Here is a 20,000-nt window from a genome sequence, read left to right on the forward strand (position 1 = left end):
TTATTAAATTTGAAGAACGATGCCAACTAAAACTGTAATAGCAAAAATAGAATTGACACAGTTTGTTGAACACTACCTTGTGAAGTCATAAAAAATTCAGGAGTGTCGCATGACGTTTAAAGAGCTGCAATTTCAGAACAGAATCAAAGGCTCATGTCACATCAATCCCCAAAGAAAATTCTTAACACAATCACCTAGAATAGCTACATTGTATCCGCCTTCCTGGCATACCAATGTTGGTATTTCCAAGGATTTAAACTGATTCCCAATTGAGAAATAATCTTCGGTACGAAGGTTTAAACCTCCAATCGGGTCGTCCCTATGCGTATCAAATCCGGCAGCAATAATTAAATACGCTGGCTTAAACTCCCGTATTTTAGTTATAATCCGGTCCACCGCGGCTGAATACTGTGCTAATGGGGTATCCTTGGGCAACGGTTCGTTATAATTCGTTCCAACGGCCTGCCCCTTGCCCTGCTCGTCGGCGTATCCCCAAAAGTAGGGGTACTCGTTAGACGGATCGCAATGGATTGATGCCGTAAATACCGATTTTATTTCATCAAAAAACTCTTGAGTTCCATTCCCATGATGATAATCAATATCAACAATCGCCACTTTCCCGTCGGGCAATAAATACTCAGCAGCAGTGGCTACATTATTAAAATAACAATAGCCGCCAAAAACACGAGGGCCGGCATGATGTCCCGAGGGCCGGCACAAGGCGTATACTGTTTTCTCCTGTCCTTTGCGAAGCAATTCAGCACCCGTTAATGCGGTTTCGGCTGAAGCACGCGCAACTTCATAGGTCTTTCTTTTGATAGGGGTAACAGCATCGGTACACCATATTCCACCCCATAGCGGCGAATCAATTTTTTTCTTAAGATTGGCACCTTCTCCTGGAAAAAGATCCGGATAAAACTCTTCCTCATCGTTTTTTAAACTTAGTCCTGTTTGAAGAATATAATCGTGGTAAGGATGAAGCCGCGAAATGAGGCGCTCCGGAAATTGTTTTCCAGTTATGAATTCAAATCGCTTATCGGCACGCAGTGCTTTCTTTATGGCTTCAACACGAAGAGGGGTATCCTTCACTTCATAAGCTTCGGGTCCGAGCTGATACTTCCAATAGGGGTTATGCAAGCTATCGTTATATTTCTCAATTACTTTCATCGATTTGTTTCCCTTTGTTTAATAATTCAATTGTACGCTGATGTGGAATTGCCGGACACCAGCGTTTTTCGCGTCCATTCATTCCATTAGAGCAAAATATGGCATTCATCACGGCTTCTTCGGTCGCTTCTATTGCTGCTTCGTAAACGATGTTTATATGATTATCCGAAATGCATTTTAAACGAATAAAACTACTTTTAGAGCTATTGACCCGCGGCTTACGATTACCCGTGCTAAAAGCAATAATAATTTCACCACTGGTTGAAGCAGCATGAGAACCGGTGCGTCCCAGGCCCAGGGCAGCTCGTTTGGCTACCCGGTTTAGCTGACTTGTGATAAGAGGAATATCGGTAGCCACCACAACAATGATTGATCCTTCGGAGACCTCGCGACGTCCGGCTCGATCGAATTCCTCATCCAGCTTTCGCCCAATGACACCACCATCAATGGTGAGATTACGCATTTTACCAAAATTGGAAAGAACAAGCACACCAACAGTGAATACTTCGTCTGCCGACAGATTTACAATACGAGAGGAAGTTCCAATGCCCCCGGCAAAATCAAAACTTGTCATTCCGGTTCCTGCTCCTATCGACCCTTGCTTTACCGGCCCCGATGATGCGGACTCAATCGCTTTAACAGCATCCTGCGCCGAACAGGTTCCCACTCTGATATCATTTAAAAAAGAATCATCAGCTTCTCCAACGATCGGTAAAACGACATCGGTTTCAGTCCCCAGTTGAGGGTGTTTTTTAATCATGTGATTAATAACCCCGGCATGAACACGCCCTACGGAATGTGAGTTTGTTAAAAGGATTGGCGTTTCGAGCCAACCTGTTTCAATAGCCTGTGTTAAACCAGCCATTTCGCCAACGCCATTCAATATAAAGCCACCTGCTGCTATCCGGTTTGCATACGCTTGTCCGGCAGGCATAATTGCGGTAACACCGGTACGTATGCTACTTGTTTCTGTTCCGCCAAGAATTGGCACATTATCTTCAAATTTTGTAAAATGGCCCACACGAACACCTTTCACATCGGTAATCGCATTATGCACGCCAGGGCGCAGTCGGCCAATCTGAATTCCCAGTTCTCTGGCGTTAGGTCGTGAAATTGCAAAATCATCTTTTTTAGCTTGCCTGGCAGGTTTTAATGCAAGGCCATAACGACGTGCTGCCGAACGGATAATTAAACGCAAAGCATCGCGAAACTCGAGCCCACGCGATTTGGCCGCCGTCATAAGAGAGGCATCAGGATGAAGACTGGGCAAAGGATTTAATTCAATAAAGTAGGGTTTTCCGTTTGTATGTAGTCGAATATCGACCCGTCCGACATCCGGGCACGACATGATATCAAAAACTTCCCGCGCCATTTTTGTGACCGCTTTTTCCTCTTCAACATTCATCATTGCAGGACAGATAACACTTACCGATTTTGCAGCTTCACCCCCCTGCTTCATATCGTAATCGTAAATATTATATTTTCCTCCTATTTTATTAAGATCAAAAGTATGCTCTACAATGTCGAGCAGCTTACCCGGAAAGCTTTCAAGAAAGGGAATACTAAGTTCGCGTCCGCCTATATATTCTTCAACAACAAGGCCTGCCGGATAATGACCAAGCAAACGACCGATGCGATCCAGGGCGAGCTCTCTGGTTTCAACCACTGAATCTTGGGTAATCCCCTTGCTCGATCCCTCTGAATTCGGCTTAATTATCAATGGATATTGTAAATCGTCGGGCAAACTTCGCTCTTTATCGGTTATCAAAACGCCTCGCGGAACGTTAATTCCGTAGGAAGACAAAACAGTCTTAGCCAGATGCTTATCGAGATTGAGATGAAGCAGAGACGCATTTCCACCTGTAAACGGAATACCCATTTGTTCGTATAATCCGGGATAAAAGGCTTCGCGCGAACTGCCAATTGTGCCTTCTGCCAAATTAAAAATAAGGTCAGGTTCGCTTTCAATCAGGCGTTCAATTACGGCATTTGGTTTTCCCGAAACTTCAACCACTGTAACGGTGTGCTGTAAGCTGCTAATCGCCTCGTATATTCTGTTTATATCAGCTTCCGTCAAAAGTTCAGCTGTGGCCTCGGTATCATCGGTGCGAAGGTTGTAGGCAATTGTTATTCTCATGGTATTGTCTTTTTATATTAATAGAAAACCAATCGTTGAAATGTGCTTATAAGCCATTCGGGCTGTCCATTACTTCAACAATAGTTGCATGCTTTGCAGCTGAACCAGCATACATATATCCCAAGTTATGAAATGTTTTATTCATTACGCCTATTTTACGGGTAATAACTCAAAATCAATCATCTCCGTATTGTTCCCTTTTCATCTATTTGGGAGATTAGAACGCTGCAATTCGCCTTCAATTTCAACTCAAAACTTTCGTATATCTCTTGGGGGGGACTGGTCATTTGGTGGTTCTGGGTGAAATTAAAACGAAGAACTTGAGCGATATTTACACCCTGCTATAGGTAGCCATTACCTACCAGCGCATGCTTAGGATGAATGACCGCGGGGCGACTTTCTTGCACAGGGATTGCACCGACCGGGGCAAAAGAAAAAGCAATGATTGAAGATCGAAAGACAGGGATAAGTCGATAGCTGAAGTAAAACGCCCCACTTCGTTCAACCGGGGCTCAAAGCTTGGCACTACGTACCGCTTAAAGCCCTATTTATTGTACACCTTGTACACCGTTTTTTTACATATCTAATGTTTGCTCTCCACCACCATTGACAAAAATCACTTGCCCGCTTACCCAATTTGAGATTGGTGAAGCAAAATATAAAACTGCACCAGCAATATCTTCGGCCTCTCCAAGTCTTTTTATAGGTGTATGTTTTAACATTGCATTTTCAATTTCAGGTGTTAATACGGTACTCAAAGCGTGTGTTCTTGTCGCTCCAGGTCCAACTACATTTATTCTAATATTATCAGAACCAAAATCAAATGCCAAATTTCTTGACATATGATTGATAGCTGCTTTTGAAGAAGCGTAAGCACTAATTGCAGGACTTTTATTGATTGATGCCATTGAAGACATATTAACAATACTGCCATAGCCACTTTTTTTCATATGAGGTGCTACTAGTTGGCAAAGTCTCCAAGTACTGAACACATTCATTTCAAAAACTTTTTTGAATTGTGAAACCTCAATATCGTAAGGACTTTCTTTTCCAGCACCACCACCTCCAACATTGTTGACGAGAATTTCAATACTTCCAAACTTGCTGATTGTTTCATTGACAAGATTAACCAAATCTTCGTCTTTTGTGTTGTCACACTTAATAGCAAAGGCATTTTTGCCATTTTTTTCAATTTCTGATGCCGTTTTTTTTGCAGCCACATAATTATAATCGGAAACGACTACGTTTGCACCAAAATCAGCTAACATCTCACAGCAAGCCTTTCCTATTCCGTTAGCTCCTCCAGTTATTATTGCAGTTTTGTTTTTTAAATTAAAAAGTTCATTCTTATCCATAATTCCTATTTTATTCGTTGTTTTTTAAATGGTGAAGTAGAGTAGAGCCTGACAGCCAACTCAATAATTATTGCACATAAATGTACAATTTTAAGTTGGGTGTCAGTACCCCCTGCGTCAAACCGTACGTGAACTATTCGCTCATACGGCTTACCGATAGAGTTCTTCCTGTAGCTTTCGCACGGAACTTCAAGCTCGCATATTTTTCGATATCCAATAAGTGTTTATACTTTACCAGGTTGTCGAAAGGACGCTGGCGTAGCGTTTTATGGGCTTTTCGTCCTTTGCTTTTCAGCCATTTATATAGTTTGTAATCCAAATGCCATTTGATCTGGCTTACCGTCTCCCAAATGTGTGTTACCTTGGTGATGCTAAAGTAATTTAACCACCCAATCAAAATCTCGTTCAGCTTGTATACCATGGGTTCAATTTTTCAATGTCTCCGTTTTCCCAAACAATCACTGATATTTGCATAAAGCTTTGACCGTGATTTGATGCTTGGACGGATATTGGTATACCGTTTGGCGTTCCACTTAAATTTCGATTGTACCATGCGGAACTCAAACCCCAGAAAGCAAAAACTACTCTTGCTGATATATAGCAATCTGGTCTTCTGCTGGTTGATTTGAAGTCCCATACGGGTTAAGGTGCTGTTCGTGCGCCGAAGTATCTTCTGCGGGTAGCGGTTCGTTTTCATTAACACGAAATCATCTGCATACCTCACGATACGGATATCTTCTTTGGCATATGCACCATCAGGGGCATCAATTAACTGATCAAACACATTCAGGTAAATGTTGGCCAGCAATGGGGAGATCCCCCCTCCCTGCGGAGTGCCAATCCTGCTCTTTTCCAGTTGCCCGTCCGGTTGTTGTACCGGGCTGCGCAACCATTGCCGAATCAGTTTAAGGATACTTTTGTCGGCGAGCCGGTCCGATACCAACTTCATCAGTTTATCGTGCGGTATCGTGTCGAAGTATTTCGACAAATCCGCATCGTAAATAAACTGGTAGCCCGCAAACAGGTTTTCCTTAATTTTTCGGATGGCATCATGGGCACTCTTTCTCGGGCGAAAGCCGCAGGAGGTTTCAATAAAATCGGCCTCATACAAAGGTTCGATCATCATTTTCACTGCCATTTGGACTACCCTGTCCCCAATAGTGGGAATACCCAATGGCCGTTTCTCTTTGCTTCCCGCTTTATCAATCATGACCCGGCGGATAGCTTGAGGACGGTAGGTTTTGTTTAAAAGATCGTTTCGGATATCTGTCAGAAACTGGGTTACTCCAGCTTTTTCTATCATTCCGAAGGTTAGCTTGTCAACTCCACCCCCATGGCATTCCTGCTTGCCCGTTTTTACACGTCGCCAGGATTCTTGTAATACATGTGGTTGACAAATTTTGTCGTACAAACTGTAAGCCTTAAAGCTTTTCTCTTGCTTGGCTCGCAGGTATAGCTTTCGCTGGAAGACACGAACTTTCTCATCGGTCGTAACCGATGGCCTAACTTTTAGATTCTTGTCAATATTAAGCAGTTGTTTCTCCATAAAAGCATCTCTAAAGTAAAGCCCCTTCCCTAAAAGTAAAGTTGTGTTGTCTTTACAGTCAACGGTACTATGGGCTTCTCCGACATCTCCTGAAACCACATCCGGACTTCGTTATACTTATACCGACGTGTTTAAGCTTGCCATGCTTTGTTACTGGAGACCTCCCGTGTTCATATTTTCTCCGTGCATTACCACGCCATCCCTATGACTCCGGTAGACCTTATTGCTTCACATGACTGTTAATCCACAATAAGTGACAGGGTTCGTGACACGTCAACATCCTCCCCAGCCTAAGATTTACACTTTTCGAAGCTACTACGGGTTCACGCCTGAAGCATTACGGCTTGGTAACTCAATCCAAAGAACTCCTGAGTAAGCCTCACGACTTAAACAGTCTTTTGCATTACTGCCCGAACAGTCAATTCGGCAGATGGGAATTGAACCCATTGAAGAAAATACGCCTCACGGCGTACTAACGGTCAGTATAAGAATAGTAGCCGAATGAGTTCTTCTTTTCTGTCAAAACACACGAAAGTTGAAGCTGGCTACCACCCTTTAAATTGCAATTATACCGGCTATTATTTTTATACATTGTTATGTGCTTTGCATTATTTATCATCCCTGCATTATACTGTTTCCTGATCTGATTTTCCTTTTTCGCCTTATACGAATTAAAACAAATACTAACCAATAAGCTGCAGCTAAGATTATGATAAAACCGTAAGGGAATAATGGAACTATCGAATAGGTATTCAATTCCTTAAGTGTGATATTTATCAAGTTTTTACGGATATATTGGGTACACTGATGATTTGCTCTGTTTATCATAACAACAAAAGTCAAGTGTTGTTCCGGGAGATAGATCATAACGGCTGAAGTTCCAATATTAGCTCCACTATGTCCATATGCCTTTTTCCCATTTGAATACTTTCTCTTAAATAATTCCACTCCTAATCCATAATCATTCATATTGGCACTTAGCCCAGAACTGACAAATTGCAACATTTCATCCATTGATTGCTGATTTAGGATTTTGCCTTCAAAAAGAGAATGGCACCATAAAGCTAATTCACCAGCAGTCATAAACAGACCGGAAGAACCATAAGTTATACTTTCATGTGATGCTCGCGGAAGGAATGTTAAATCTTGATAAGAACTATCATTATTGAAATTATCACCATATACATGCGCTTGATTATTTGGTATTTCTTCTTCGATTGAAAGATAAGCATTTTTAATATGCAATGGTTTCCAGAAACGTTCCTTAAATTCAGTAGAAAGATTAGAGCCTGTTGCTTTTTCAATGATCATTGCCATTAGCAAATAGTTTGTATTTGAATAGCGGTAGCCTTCTCCGGGTTCAAAATAGGGCTCTTTAATATAGGATAAGACTTTTTCTGGCGTCCATATTTTAGTCCTATCTTTTTTCAGGTCATCCCATATCTTTTGATTACTCCAGAACATATAAATTCCACTGGTATGATTTAGGAGTTGCCTGATAGTAATTTCACTATTAACATGAGGATATTCAGGCAGCCATTTTGATAAAGGGTCATCAAGCGAAAGTTTGCCTTCTTCTGTGAGTTTGAGCGTAAGTGTGGCTACAAAATTTTTTGTTATACTTCCTATGGCAAAAAGCATATCCGGTTTAATGCTAACGGTATCATGCGAAATTCCACTTGTGCCTGTCCATTTCTTATCATCAGAAAAAACGATTCCAGCGGAAACTCCTTCGACATCATATTTTTCAATTCCATTGTCAAGTGCGTCTTGTAGTTTATCTTCTAATGGTACTTTCTTGTCGCTAGAGCAGGACAGAAAAAAGATGATGACTAGAAATAAAACATAAGTGACATTAATCTTTAGAGTTTTCATAGACTACATCATTTTATTTCATTTGTATTACTCCGATCGCATTGCACATAACATCTGTATACCCACAGTCCTGTGGATCTATTCGCATTAGCTCGATGTGTTTTTGTTGGTTAATAGGCTGCTTATGGGTGGTTGATGAATGTAGGATCGTACTGTCATTGGCTTTTCGTTTTTTGTTTTCACTGATCAAGTTACAAAACTTCACAAAACAGATGCCCAGGTAAACTCATTTTATTCTCGTTTTAAACAGCTGCCCCCCGGCTGGCGCGGATTCTCAATCGTGTCACTGCAGAAAGCAATGCTATTTTTAAATAATAACATCCAGCATTCCGTCTTTAGCTGCATTATTAATTGGACTACTGTATCCCTAATTTTCTGCCTGGAACCCCAGCCGGCTTCAACCGAGCTGTGGTTAAACGTACCAGCACTTAAATCGTTCCATACCAAGCCCGGTTATCCCACGTTTCTTCTACGTTAATTTAAGGTATCTTCTGTGTTTTTCAATACAGAAGCAATACAGAAGATACCCAGAAGCAACGCAGAAGATCCGGACTTGAACCGAAGACAATTCTGTCCGGAAAAATGCAATAGAAGAAACGAACAGGCGAACGCACGAACCAATTACAAGCAATACCTAAGTCCCCCACTTCACCGTCAGGTGAAAGGCGCGTTGGCCGAAAATTTGGCCCGGGCCAGCGAGAGCCTTGCGGGTGGAAGGATGAAATTTTCAGGATTTTTCTTTGTTTCCCTGCCCATCCGGCAGGCGGGCGTTTCTTTTCATCCGAAAAGAAATGAAAAGTACCGCTGGGATAAGGTATGGACGAACAAGACGACCACCTCCCTTTCGCGTTGGGCGAAAGTACTCCTTCTGACCAAGAGGAGAAAGCAGCAGCTGGCATTCACCGAAACCAATACAAACAGCCCCAATTCAGAAAAATTGGCTGCTCATTCCTCTCCTGTTCTCTCTATATCCCGAAAAATCCATATTTTTACCATCCAAACTCACGCATTCAAAAATTAATTGTAGTTTTGCGCAATTTTTCATCTAAAGCTGACAGATTATGGCCAAGTACTCAAACGAAGTTTCCAGAACATTTAGTGAATATCTGCTGATTCCCGGACTGACCGACAAAGACTGTTTACCTGACAATGTTTCATTGAAAGCTCCTTTGGTGAGTTTTAAGAAAGGTGAAACGCCAAGCATGGAGCTGAACGTTCCTTTTGTTTCGGCCATCATGCAATCGGTGTCCGACGACAATATGGCCATTGCCTTGGCACGAAATGGTGGGCTTTCTTTTATTTTTGGATCACAACCCATCGACACGCAAGCCGAAATGGTGCGCAAAGTGAAAAAATTTAAAGCCGGTTTTGTGGTGAGCGATTCGAACCTGACCCCGAACCACACCCTGGCCGATGTGATTGAATTGATCGAACAAACCGGACATTCCACTCTGGGAGTTACCGAAGACGGCTCGCCCAATGGCAAACTGCTGGGGATTGTTACTGGTCGCGATTTCCGAGTAAGCAGAGATCCACTCGACAAAAAGGTGAAAGAATTCATGACCCCTTTTGAGAAGCTGATCACCGGTCAACTGGGCATGCCGCTTAACGATGCCAACGATGTAATCTGGGATCATAAGTTGAACAGCCTGCCAATTATTGATCAGAATCAGAACCTGCAATACTTTGTTTTTCGCAAAGACTACGAAAGTCACAAGGAACATCCAAATGAACTGTCAGACGCAAACAAAAAGCTGATGGTGGGTGCCGGAATTAACAGCCGCGACTACAAAGAACGTGTACCTGCCTTGGTAGCTGCCGGTGTAGATGTGCTTTGTGTAGACTCGTCGGACGGTTTTTCGGCCTGGCAACGCGAAACGATTGAATACGTCAAAAAAGAATATAACGGCGAAGTGAAGATCGGCGCCGGAAACGTGGTAGACAAAGAAGGTTTTTTATACCTGGCCGAGGCTGGCGCTGACTTTATTAAAGTTGGTATTGGCGGCGGTTCGATTTGTATTACCCGCGAACAAAAAGGAATTGGACGTGGACAGGCAACTTCGATAATTGAGGTGGCTGAAGCCCGTGACGAATATTTTGAAGAAACCGGCATTTACATACCTATTTGCTCAGATGGCGGTATTGTGCAGGACTACCACATGGTACTGGCACTGGCTATGGGAGCCGACTTTTTGATGATGGGACGCTATTTTGCCCGCTTCGATGAAAGTCCGACCCGCAAAATGATGGTTAACAACCGCTACGTAAAAGAATACTGGGGCGAAGGATCGAACCGTGCCCGCAACTGGCAGCGGTACGACATGGGTGGCAGCACCGGATTGAAATTTGAAGAAGGTGTAGACAGCTATGTTCCTTATGCCGGAAAATTGAAAGATAATCTGGATATTACCTTGGGCAAAATGAAATCGACCATGTGTAGCTGTGGATCAATTTCCATTCAGCAATTGAAAGAGGAAGCTAAAATCACCTTGGTTTCAGCAACCAGCATTGTTGAAGGTGGCGCACACGATGTTATTCTGAAAGATACCAACATGTAATTGCAACAAGCAACAATAAACAAAATGCCGGGCTGATAAACAGTCCGGCATTTTGTTTATACTTCTTTAAAATATTCTTTGGATGCGTTACAAATCGGACATTTGTAGTCGTCGGGCAAATCTTCGAATGGTGTTCCAGGCGGAATTCCCCGGGTTGGATCTCCCTCTTCAGGGTTATAATGGTAACCGCAAATAACACACACATGAGCTGAAGCCTCCGCGGCAGGGTCTTCTTCCTTTGGTGTCTCCTCATCCGATGCTTTCGCCTTCGCTTCCGCTTCTTCCTTCTGCAGCGCATCCTGCTCAATATAGGTTGGCGAATTTTTGGGTGAAAACATCTTATATTTATCGCGGTACACCTGATACGTTAAAGGCTCCTCGTCCAAAACCACCTCACTGTCTACCACCTCGCCAATAATCAGCCAGTGCGACCCAACATCAATGGCTTGGCGAACTTCACAATCGAGCCAGGCCACACATTCGTCCAACACGATTGGCATGCCGGTTTGTGCAGTTTGTGTTTTAACATCCTGAAACTTGTCCAGGTCACGCCCCGACATAAACCCAAAGTTGCCAATCAATTTAACATCGAGGTCCTGCTTCAAAATAGAAACGGAAAAAGCGCCAGCTTCGCGAATAACAGCAGTAGTCTTGTTTTTTTTGTGGCACGAAATAGCCACCTGCTCCGGCGAATTGGTTACCTGAAAAGCCGTATTGGCAATGTAGCCCGATTTTTTTCCGTCCAGCTCGGTAGCAACCAAGTACATACCGTATGACATTTTGTGAAAAGCTTTGTATTTCATCTCCTTATTGGTTTAAATTTAATTCTCGGTTTCTCGGTTCTCTATTTAGATTTTAGAACTTATTTCGACCAATTTCAGTACGATTAAGTCAGGGGTCTAACGAGTAACATACGCCATTGGTTCTTATAAAAATGAGTATATTTTCGCAGATATCCACAGAAAATTTAAATTAGATCGTTCACATACCAAACAAAATACTCCAATCCGGAGTTCGATAGCTCAAGCTTCAAGCTTCAGCCTGTCTGCCTCCATCGGCAGGAAATAGAAACAATGGCATACAATTGTCTTTCACTGGTTTTGGGAGCAATAATTCCTGCAAAACCGCCAAGCAATTAGTTGACTGCTATTGAGCTAACCTTTTTGAGCTAGTTTAAGATGCACAGATCTCCAGAAGGGGCATTCTCAAACAAAAAGTTAAAAATGAGCTGATTTGAGTTTACTCATTTTTTAATCAAGCTTTTTTTCACTTTTTTAGCTGCTTGGAATTCAACTCCCAATTTGAAAATTTAAATTGATACTAAATGATAAAAAGAACTAGTTTAATTGCTTTTCTCGTAATTGCAGGCTCGGTTTATAGCTGGGCATGTACCAATTTCCTGATTACCAAAGGAGCTTCAACCGATGGATCAACCATGATCACCTATGCGGCAGATTCGCATAACCTGTATGGCGAATTGTATTTTCAGCCGGCAGCCGACCATCCGGAAGGATCAACCCGCGAAATTCATGAGTGGGACACCGGAAAATATTTAGGTGTAATTCCCCAGGTTGCCCACACCTACAGCGTGGTTGGAAACATGAATGAATTTCAGGTAGCCATTGGCGAAACAACCTTTGGCGGCCGCAAAGAACTGGGCAGCCAGAAAGGTGCCATCATGGACTATGGAAGTTTAATCTATGTGGCCCTGCAACGGTCGAAGACTGCGCGTGAGGCTATCAGCGTAATGACGAACCTGGTTGAAGAGCATGGCTATTACAGCTCGGGCGAATCGTTCTCGATTGCCGATAAAAACGAGGTGTGGATCATGGAAATGATTGGCAAAGGAGAAAATGAAAAAGGAGCTGTTTGGGTGGCCGTACGCGTACCTGACGGGTACATCAGCGGACACGCTAACCAGGCACGAATCACCAGTTTTCCGTTGAATGATCCTCAAAACTGCCTGTATTCAAAAGATGTCATTTCGTTTGCCCGCGAAAAGGGATGGTTTGACGGAAAAAACAAAGATTTCAGTTTCTCTGATGTCTATGCTCCTGTTGACTTTGGTGGTGCCCGCTTTTGCGAAGCGCGGGTATGGGCCGGATTCAACAAAGTAGCCGACGGCATGGAGCAATATACCAACTATGCCAAAGGCTTAGTTGAATATGACACCCTAACGCATTATGCCACCAACCGGATGCCGCTGTGGATTAAACCCGATCAAAAGCTATCGGTAAAAGATGTGATGGAAATGATGCGTGACCACTACGAAGGAACACCGCTGGACATGACGCAGGATATTGGTGCCGGACCGTACAAGTTGCCTTACCGCTGGCGTGGATTGACCTGGGAAGTTGACTCGGTGGAATACTGCAACGAGCGCGCCATTTCAACCCAGCAAACCGCTTTCTCCTTTGTTTCGCAAAGCCGTTCGTGGTTGCCCGACGCTATCGGAGGAATCCTCTGGTTTGGCGTTGACGACACCTACAGCACGTGCTACGCGCCTATGTACTCCAGCATCACCGAGATTCCGGAAGCCTTTGCTGTAGGAAACGGCGACCTGCTTAATTACTCCGAAACATCGGCTTTTTGGGTGTTCAACACCGTAACCAACTTTGCCTATCTGCGCTACGACGCCATGATTGAGCATGTGCGTGAAAAGCAAGCTGAAATTGAAGCTAAGTTTATTGCCTATGTTCCAGCTATTGACCAAGCTGCCAAAATGCTTTACGACAAGAAAGGAGCCAACAAAGCCCGTCAGTTCCTGACTCAATACTCGGTAAACGAAGCCAATAACATGACGGCTGAATGGAAAGACTTATCGCACTACCTGATCGTAAAATACATGGATGGAAATGTGAAGAAGGAAGAAAACGGGGAATTCCTCCGCAATGAGTATGGAGAGCCTGCCTCACCCGATTTCCCCGGATACCCGGAATGGTGGTATAAAGCCATTATTGAAAGTACCGGCGACCACTTGAAAGTAATTGGGGGTGCCGGACACTAAAAATGATTGGAATTGTTTTGCAAGCCAATAAATATTGTTAATTTTGCGCCAAATTGTGCAATCTCTTACACTCCAGATGTGTAACATTGCTTTAAAACTTTAGAACGATGGATTTAATTAAAGTAGCCGAACAAGCTTTTGAGGTTGAGAACAACCTGCCAAAATTTGGCGCAGGTGATACCGTCACGGTAAACTACAAAATTAAAGAGGGAAGTAAAGAGCGTATCCAGGCTTTCCGTGGTGTAGTGATTCAGGTGAAAGGTAGCGGAACAAACAAAACATTTACTGTTCGTAAAATGTCAGGAAACATTGGTGTTGAGCGTATCTTCCCAATGACTTCACCTTTCATTGACAGTATTGACATTAACAAAAGAGGTAGTGTACGTCGTGCACGTATTTTTTACCAGCGCGAGCGTACTGGTAAGAAAGCGAGAATCAAAGAAAAAAGATTCTAGAAAATACCTTTACAATATTAGAAAAGGCCTTCGTACGAAGGCCTTTTTTATTGCCCATAACCAAAGAATACATTTCGCAAATCAGTGCTTCCCAGCTGGAAAAAGAACGTGCTACTGCAATGAACCTAGCACAGAAAAATGTCAAGCAAGAAGGGGCCTTTCCAATCCTGATGAAAACAGCACTAAATGAAAGAGGGAAAGCTGCGTTGAGCTCTCCCTCTTCCATCTATTATTAGTCAGACCTAAAGCAGAACAGGCCTGTATTTGGAATTAGCATTTCATGATTGCACGATCAAAATAGGGCATCACTGAATCGCTATTTCATCGACAAACAGCCAGGCTTTTCCGCCCTTCCCTGAGTGCCAGGCAGGAACTTTCCCGTAGTTTTTAACCGTTACTTTAAGAAAACGGGCATTGATATCCTCTTGCTGAAGCACAATTCGTCGGATTGATTTTTGCCCCGGACTTTTCAAGGGTTCTACCATTTTTCGCACCGGTTTACTGTACTGCTTCCCATCAGCTGACCAGGCAACTTCGATGTATTCCGGGAAGAAAATCCATGATTCCGCATCCTGAATAGAACCGACAGAGATTTCATTGATAACTTCTGTCTTTCCCATATCGATTGTTGCAACAAGGTCATTTTCTTCGAAGCCCAACCAAAAGCCATCGCTAAAAAAGCGGGTTCCGGTTTCGCCATCAACCAGCGATGCTGCACCATTGGCTTTATACTTTGAATGAGGAGCTGATTCAATTGTCACCTTCTTGCCATTGGCTTTATGTTTTATCTGCAAGCGCTTAGTTGGAATATCTTCCGGACTGGCATACTCCCAGTTCAAATAGTCATTCTTCAATTCCTCCACTTTCTCCGGATACTGGGTTGCCAGATTCGTCATTTCCGTAGAGTCCATTTTCAGGTTAACCAAGAACAAAAGGTCTTTATCAAAATCCAGCTTCGTTTCATTGGTCGGATCTTGTGGATAACCAATCAATTTCCAATCGCCTTTTCGGATGGCCCATCCCGGACCACTTTTCCATCGAAAAACCTGATGCGGAGATGCTTCCTTCTCTTCGATAACACCTGCAAGACTATGCCCTTCTATAACGTTTGGAAGTTCTTCAATTCCGCAATACTCAGCCAGAGTAGGGAGCCAATCGATATTGAAAGCCATTTGATGGCGCTCTTCGTTTTGAGGAAGGTGTCCTGGCCAACTGATAATAGCCGGAACGCGAATTCCTCCTTCAAACAAAGAGAACTTACAACCGCGAAATGGGCCTGCACTACCACCACCTCCAAAGGTTCTTACCTCGGTCGAGTGTCCATGATCAGACTGGAAAATGATAATGGTATTATCTCGCATCTTTAACTCTTCGAGCTTATCCACCAGTTGTCCGATATGGTCATCAACCGTTGAAACAAAAGCGGCATAATCCCTCCGGGGCATGTCTAAATCTTTATAATGCTCCCGCCACTTTGCCTTAGGTTGCAACGGATAATGGGGCATATTGATGGCATAGTACATAAAAAATGGCTCATCCTGATGATTTTCAATATAATCTTTGGCTTTCTGCTCCATCAAGTCGCCAAAATATTCTCCTTCACGGTAAACTTCCTTTCCGTTTTCCCAGAGGTCGTGACGGTTGGGGCCATTCCAGTAAAAGAAGTGCGAATAGTTATCGATACATCCGCCCATGTGCCCAAACGAATAGTCGAAGCCTTGCCCTAGAGGCATCGTTTCAGGGGTATAGCCAATATGCCACTTGCCAATGTGGGCCGTAGCATAACCTGACTTCTGCATAATTTCTGCCATGGTAACCCGGTCGGTTGGCATGCCTGCGCTGCCTTCCTGCGAAGAGGCATTGCCCGGCAAGCCTGCAGCATGTGGGTTCATCCCCGTTAGCATCGATGCTCTTGATGGCGAACAAACAGGTGCTGCAACATAAAACTGGGTAAACTTCACGCCTGTTTCAGCCAGTTTATCCATGTTTGGCGTTGTCAAGTCTTTGGCTCCATAACAGTTGACATCGATACTTCCCTGATCATCGGTTAAGATAACGATGACATTGGGTTTTTTCTTCGTAGCAGGAGCAGCTACCGCCGCTACACCCGTACAAAGTAATAGCCCTGCTGATAATACTGAATGGTTCATGTTTTTGTTGTATTTATTAGCGTTTGTAGCAATCGACCTCACAGCATTCTTCAAATCCTCTCCAGTCAATTCCCATTCAAATTCATTTTATAATAGATTGTTCGGTTTTCAGACTGTCAGACATTTGCAATACCCTACTTAATTTGGAGTGGTTGTGCAAAATGACTCACAGATGAACGATGAAACTAATCTCCTAACTGTTTAATCTTAAATTTATCAAGTTCTGCCGGTTCATGTTCCTGCTCAAAAATACGTTCAATTTGCTGAACGATTTCCGGATGTTGGTCAGCAACATCATTCAACTCCTGAATATCTTCTTCGAGATTGTACAGATGTACCTGCATGCTGTCCTTGAAAATATTCCGGCGAATGCCTTTCCATTTTCCCATCCGAACAGCCTGCTGACCACCCGATGCCGGGAACTCCCAATACAGGAAAGCATGCTTTGCCTGATCAGTTTTACCCAAGACCTCTGGTAAAAAGCTGATTCCATCAACAGGATCTTTGAGCTCAGCTCCGGTTAATTCGCTGAAAGTTGGCAAAACATCATAAAAGGCAGAAATATGATCGGTTTCAGAACCAGCTTCAATTTTCCCAGGCCATTGAATGATCATCGGCACACGTAGTCCTCCTTCCGTGGTAAAAGCTTTTCCCCAACCTCGTTCGCTCTTGAAAGGGCCGCCGCTATCAAACCAAGGCGAATCTGTTCCTCCGTTAAAGCTTGGTCCATTGTCGCTGGTAAATACAATCACCGTATTTTCATAAATTCCTTCTTCTTTTAGAGTAGCCACCAACTCGCCAACCTGCTCATCCAAATAGGAAACCATAGCAGCATAAGCAGCCTTGGGATTTCGGTGCGGAAAATAGCCTTGATTTCCGGTATAAGGCTCTTCGTCTCCAAACTTTTTCACATAGTAATCTACCCAACGTTTAGGCGCTTGCAAAGGCACATGCGGAATTGGGCTTGCATAATATAAAAAGAAAGGCTCTTCCTTATTTTCCTTGACAAAACGAATGGCTTCTTTTTGCATCAGGTCTGCCGAATAATCGGTTAACCAGAAATCTTCGTAAGATGCCGGATCGTATTTATCAGCGTCCTTTGGTAATTTCTTATGCGGTGCTACCATGCGGTTGTCAAGAGGATCTTTGATGGTGTCGCGCCACAAATGCAGAGGGAAATAGGTGTGCGCCTGACGCTGGCAGTTGTAACCATAGAAAAAGTCAAACCCTTGTTTATTGGCGACCCCTTCGGTAAAAGGAGCTCCCAAGCCCCACTTCCCGATAACAGCCGTTTTATATCCCTGCTGCTGAAGTACTGTTCCTAAGGTTTGTGTGCCTGCCTTTAACGGACGCTGACCCTCTAAGCTAGGATCTTTAGCCATCGCCTCGAAATCCCAGGTTGGCCCTCGCTCAGCCCACTCATCATTGCCTCGAATTTGAGCATGCCCACTGTGCAAGCCCGTTAACAAAACGCAGCGTGAAGGTGCACACACAGGTGCTCCGGAATAATGTTGGGTGAAACGCATCCCCCGTTTGGCCAAAGCATCAATATTGGGTGTTTCAATTTTTGGTTGCCCGTAACAGCCCAAATCGCCATAACCCAAGTCATCCGCCAATATATAAATGATGTTGGGAGTTTGTGTGGAAGTTGTTTCGGATTGACTTCCCGGAGTGCAGGAAGGTGCAAGCATCAAACTTGCCATAGAAGCTGATACCAGCCCCGGAATCTTTTTTCTTAGTGTATTCATGCGGTTTAGTTTATCATTTGCTGCCTCTTTGTTGACGATTATGCAGCCAATCATTCTCTTTTGCAGCAGTAGAATTATCAAGGCTTAAAGCTACAAAAAAACGAATAGAATCAGAGGTGAAGGAATAGACAGATTGAAACATTAAGGCCGTATTATTCTTGGAATAGATTTCTTGGAAAATAGATCATTCGATCTTCAGATCTCAGGCCAACAAGCACTTGCGATACCTCAACCTCAAAAAAAGCCAATCCAAACAGTCAAAAGATGAGGAATAATTCCTCTCCTGGCTGAAAAGATTGGCTTTTTAGTTGAAAGAAGGCGGAGAAGCTTAGGAAATGACCTTTCCTAAAAACTTAACGAACCCTAATCTTCCAATATCGCTTTATATTTAGCCGTAAGTTCCTCGACTTTTTCCACTTCTTCTTCAGCAACATTAACCTTTTGGCCAATATCATTGGCCAGATTGAAAAGCTGCACATCAGTATCAAAACCTGTTTCATTGTTCACTCCCCATGGCACCATTTTAGGCCCTTTGTGCGGAAGGATTAACGACCAGTCACCATTACGATAGGCTGTTGCCCTCATTCCCTGAACAACCAGGTCTTCACGTCCTGTCTCATCCTTTCCTAATAAGGCAGGAAGAATATTTTCGCTATCTTTCGTTTCAATTTGAATCCCCAATAAGGAAGCAAAAGATGCCAGGAAATCCATCTGGCAAACCATGGCATCAGAAACACCTGGTTCTACCTGTCCTGGCCAGCGCACGATAAAGGGCACACGCGTTCCACCGTCATACAAGCTATATTTTCCGCTGCGCAGAGGTCCGGCAGGCGTGTGATTTCCCATTAAAGTTTCTGCTTCATCGTGATAACCATCATCGCCAACAGGGCCATTATCACTCGAAAATATGACAATCGTGTTTTCGTCAAGCCCATTTTTTTCCAGGGTCTTCATAAACTCCCCGATGCACCAATCTGCTTCCAGGATGACATCCCCCCTCGGCCCGAGTCCGGACTTTCCAGCAAATCGAGGATGAGGAACACGGGGAGCATGAGGCTGGTGCAAGGCATAATAGAGAAAGAAAGGTTTATCTTTATTTAACTCAACAAACTTTTGAGCACGCACCAGGAAAGTATCTGCCATGTTCTCATCAATCCACCGCGCACTTTCTCCTCCCTTCATAAAACCAATCCGACCAATACCGTTCACAATCGAATTATCATGCCCCTGACTTGATTTCATTTTGATCAGCTCAGGATTTTCGGGAACAGATGGCTCCCCCTCAAAATTCTCCCTGTAATTAACTTCAATCGGATCATTTTGATCCAAGCCAACCACATGGCCTTTTTCCAAATAAACTGTTGGAACACGATCATTTGTAGCAGCCATGATGAAGTCGTAGTCAAACCCCACTTGCCGGGGCCCAGGCTTAACTTCTTCATTCCAGTTAATACTACCCTCGCCTAAACCCAAATGCCATTTACCGACAATACCCGTCCGGTATCCGGCCTCTTTTAGCATCGATGGAAGCGTTACACTCCCCGGTTCAATTAACAATGGAGCATCGCCAGGGAGTACCTGAGCTCGTTTATTGCGCCAAGGATATTGCCCGGTTAACATACCATACCGACTGGGCGTGCAGGTAGCTGAAGTACAGTAGCCCTGCGTGAACCTTACTCCCTCGCCTGCCAGCTTATCAATATTGGGCGTTTTTAGTTCTGTCGCACCATAACAACTGACATCACCATAACCCAAATCATCCGCATAGATAATAACAATATTGGGCGTTTTTGGCGAACTTGTTTCGGATTGACTTCCCGGAGTGCAGGAAGGTGCAAGCATTAAACTTGCCATAGAAGCTGAAACCAGCCCCGGAATCTTCTTTTTGAGTGTATTCATGAGTAGCGTTTTATTTAACGTATTTGAAACATATATATATAAACAGTAAATTAAAGTGTCGTTTTTTCACATTTCTAAAAATATCAAAACAAGAGGAGTTTAA

14 protein-coding genes are annotated in these 20,000 nt (G+C 43.5%); 4 read left to right on the forward strand and 10 right to left on the reverse strand.

All coding sequences use genetic code 11. From position 1 onward, the window contains the following. Positions 1–156: 156 nt before the first annotated feature. The 6 genes from ACUNWA_RS18450 to ACUNWA_RS18475 all read right to left on the reverse strand — a co-directional run bounded on the left by ACUNWA_RS18450 (position 157) and on the right by ACUNWA_RS18475 (position 8,080). The gene (locus ACUNWA_RS18450; RefSeq protein WP_445593405.1) at positions 157–1,167 is read right to left on the reverse strand and encodes a histone deacetylase family protein; all 1,011 of its coding nucleotides are present in this window, start codon (positions 1,165–1,167) and stop codon (positions 157–159) included. After that, on the reverse strand, positions 1,154–3,304 hold the full coding sequence (locus ACUNWA_RS18455) for a P1 family peptidase (RefSeq protein WP_445593406.1): 2,151 nt from the start codon (positions 3,302–3,304) through the stop codon (positions 1,154–1,156). The genes ACUNWA_RS18450 and ACUNWA_RS18455 overlap by 14 nt, the downstream gene beginning before the upstream one ends. Positions 3,305–3,879: 575 nt before the next feature. After that, positions 3,880–4,659 (reverse strand): glucose 1-dehydrogenase, encoded by a 780-nt coding sequence (locus ACUNWA_RS18460; protein ID WP_445593407.1) that lies wholly within the window; start codon positions 4,657–4,659, stop codon positions 3,880–3,882. Between the two features lie 133 nt (positions 4,660–4,792). Further along, a complete protein-coding gene (locus tag ACUNWA_RS18465; protein ID WP_445593408.1) occupies positions 4,793–5,080 on the reverse strand; it encodes a group II intron maturase-specific domain-containing protein in 288 nt (95 codons plus the stop codon). 12 nt (positions 5,081–5,092) lie between these two features. Then, on the reverse strand, positions 5,093–6,205 hold the full coding sequence (gene ltrA / locus ACUNWA_RS18470; RefSeq protein ID WP_445593409.1) for a group II intron reverse transcriptase/maturase: 1,113 nt from the start codon (positions 6,203–6,205) through the stop codon (positions 5,093–5,095). Positions 6,206–6,820: 615 nt separating this feature from the next. Beyond that, positions 6,821–8,080 carry a serine hydrolase domain-containing protein gene (locus ACUNWA_RS18475; RefSeq protein ID WP_445593410.1) on the reverse strand — a complete coding sequence of 420 codons (1,260 nt, stop codon included), beginning with the start codon at positions 8,078–8,080 and terminating at the stop codon, positions 6,821–6,823. A 553-nt stretch (positions 8,081–8,633) separates the two neighbouring features. Here ACUNWA_RS18475 and ACUNWA_RS18480 point away from each other — a divergent pair. Both ACUNWA_RS18480 and ACUNWA_RS18485 read left to right on the forward strand, forming a co-directional pair. Continuing rightward, positions 8,634–9,101, forward strand: coding sequence for a hypothetical protein (locus ACUNWA_RS18480; RefSeq protein ID WP_445593411.1), 468 nt, complete (start codon positions 8,634–8,636; stop codon positions 9,099–9,101). A 40-nt stretch (positions 9,102–9,141) separates the two neighbouring features. Further along, the gene (locus ACUNWA_RS18485; RefSeq protein WP_445593412.1) at positions 9,142–10,638 is read left to right on the forward strand and encodes an IMP dehydrogenase; all 1,497 of its coding nucleotides are present in this window, start codon (positions 9,142–9,144) and stop codon (positions 10,636–10,638) included. 56 nt (positions 10,639–10,694) lie between these two features. Here ACUNWA_RS18485 and ACUNWA_RS18490 read toward each other — a convergent pair whose 3' ends face one another. After that, positions 10,695–11,441: a flavin reductase gene (locus tag ACUNWA_RS18490; RefSeq protein WP_445593413.1), complete on the reverse strand. Its 747-nt coding sequence runs from the start codon at positions 11,439–11,441 to the stop codon at positions 10,695–10,697. A gap of 521 nt (positions 11,442–11,962) precedes the next feature. On the opposite strand from ACUNWA_RS18490, the gene ACUNWA_RS18495 reads away from it, so the two are divergent. Together ACUNWA_RS18495 and rplS are read left to right on the forward strand one after the other, a co-directional pair. Continuing rightward, entirely contained in the window at positions 11,963–13,645 is a 1,683-nt protein-coding gene (locus ACUNWA_RS18495) for a dipeptidase (RefSeq protein WP_445593414.1), read from the forward strand. Between the two features lie 107 nt (positions 13,646–13,752). Beyond that, positions 13,753–14,100 (forward strand): 50S ribosomal protein L19, encoded by a 348-nt coding sequence (gene rplS / locus ACUNWA_RS18500; RefSeq protein WP_445593415.1) that lies wholly within the window; start codon positions 13,753–13,755, stop codon positions 14,098–14,100. A gap of 305 nt (positions 14,101–14,405) precedes the next feature. On the opposite strand, the gene ACUNWA_RS18505 is transcribed toward rplS, so the two are convergent. The 3 genes from ACUNWA_RS18505 to ACUNWA_RS18515 all read right to left on the reverse strand — a co-directional run bounded on the left by ACUNWA_RS18505 (position 14,406) and on the right by ACUNWA_RS18515 (position 19,897). Next, the gene (locus ACUNWA_RS18505) at positions 14,406–16,250 is read right to left on the reverse strand and encodes a sulfatase family protein (protein WP_445593416.1); all 1,845 of its coding nucleotides are present in this window, start codon (positions 16,248–16,250) and stop codon (positions 14,406–14,408) included. A 185-nt stretch (positions 16,251–16,435) separates the two neighbouring features. After that, positions 16,436–17,998: an arylsulfatase gene (locus ACUNWA_RS18510; RefSeq protein ID WP_445593417.1), complete on the reverse strand. Its 1,563-nt coding sequence runs from the start codon at positions 17,996–17,998 to the stop codon at positions 16,436–16,438. A 363-nt stretch (positions 17,999–18,361) separates the two neighbouring features. Next, positions 18,362–19,897: a sulfatase family protein gene (locus tag ACUNWA_RS18515; protein ID WP_445593418.1), complete on the reverse strand. Its 1,536-nt coding sequence runs from the start codon at positions 19,895–19,897 to the stop codon at positions 18,362–18,364. Between the last annotated feature and the right edge of the window lie 103 nt (positions 19,898–20,000).

The organism is Sunxiuqinia sp. sy24, assembly GCF_052677165.1.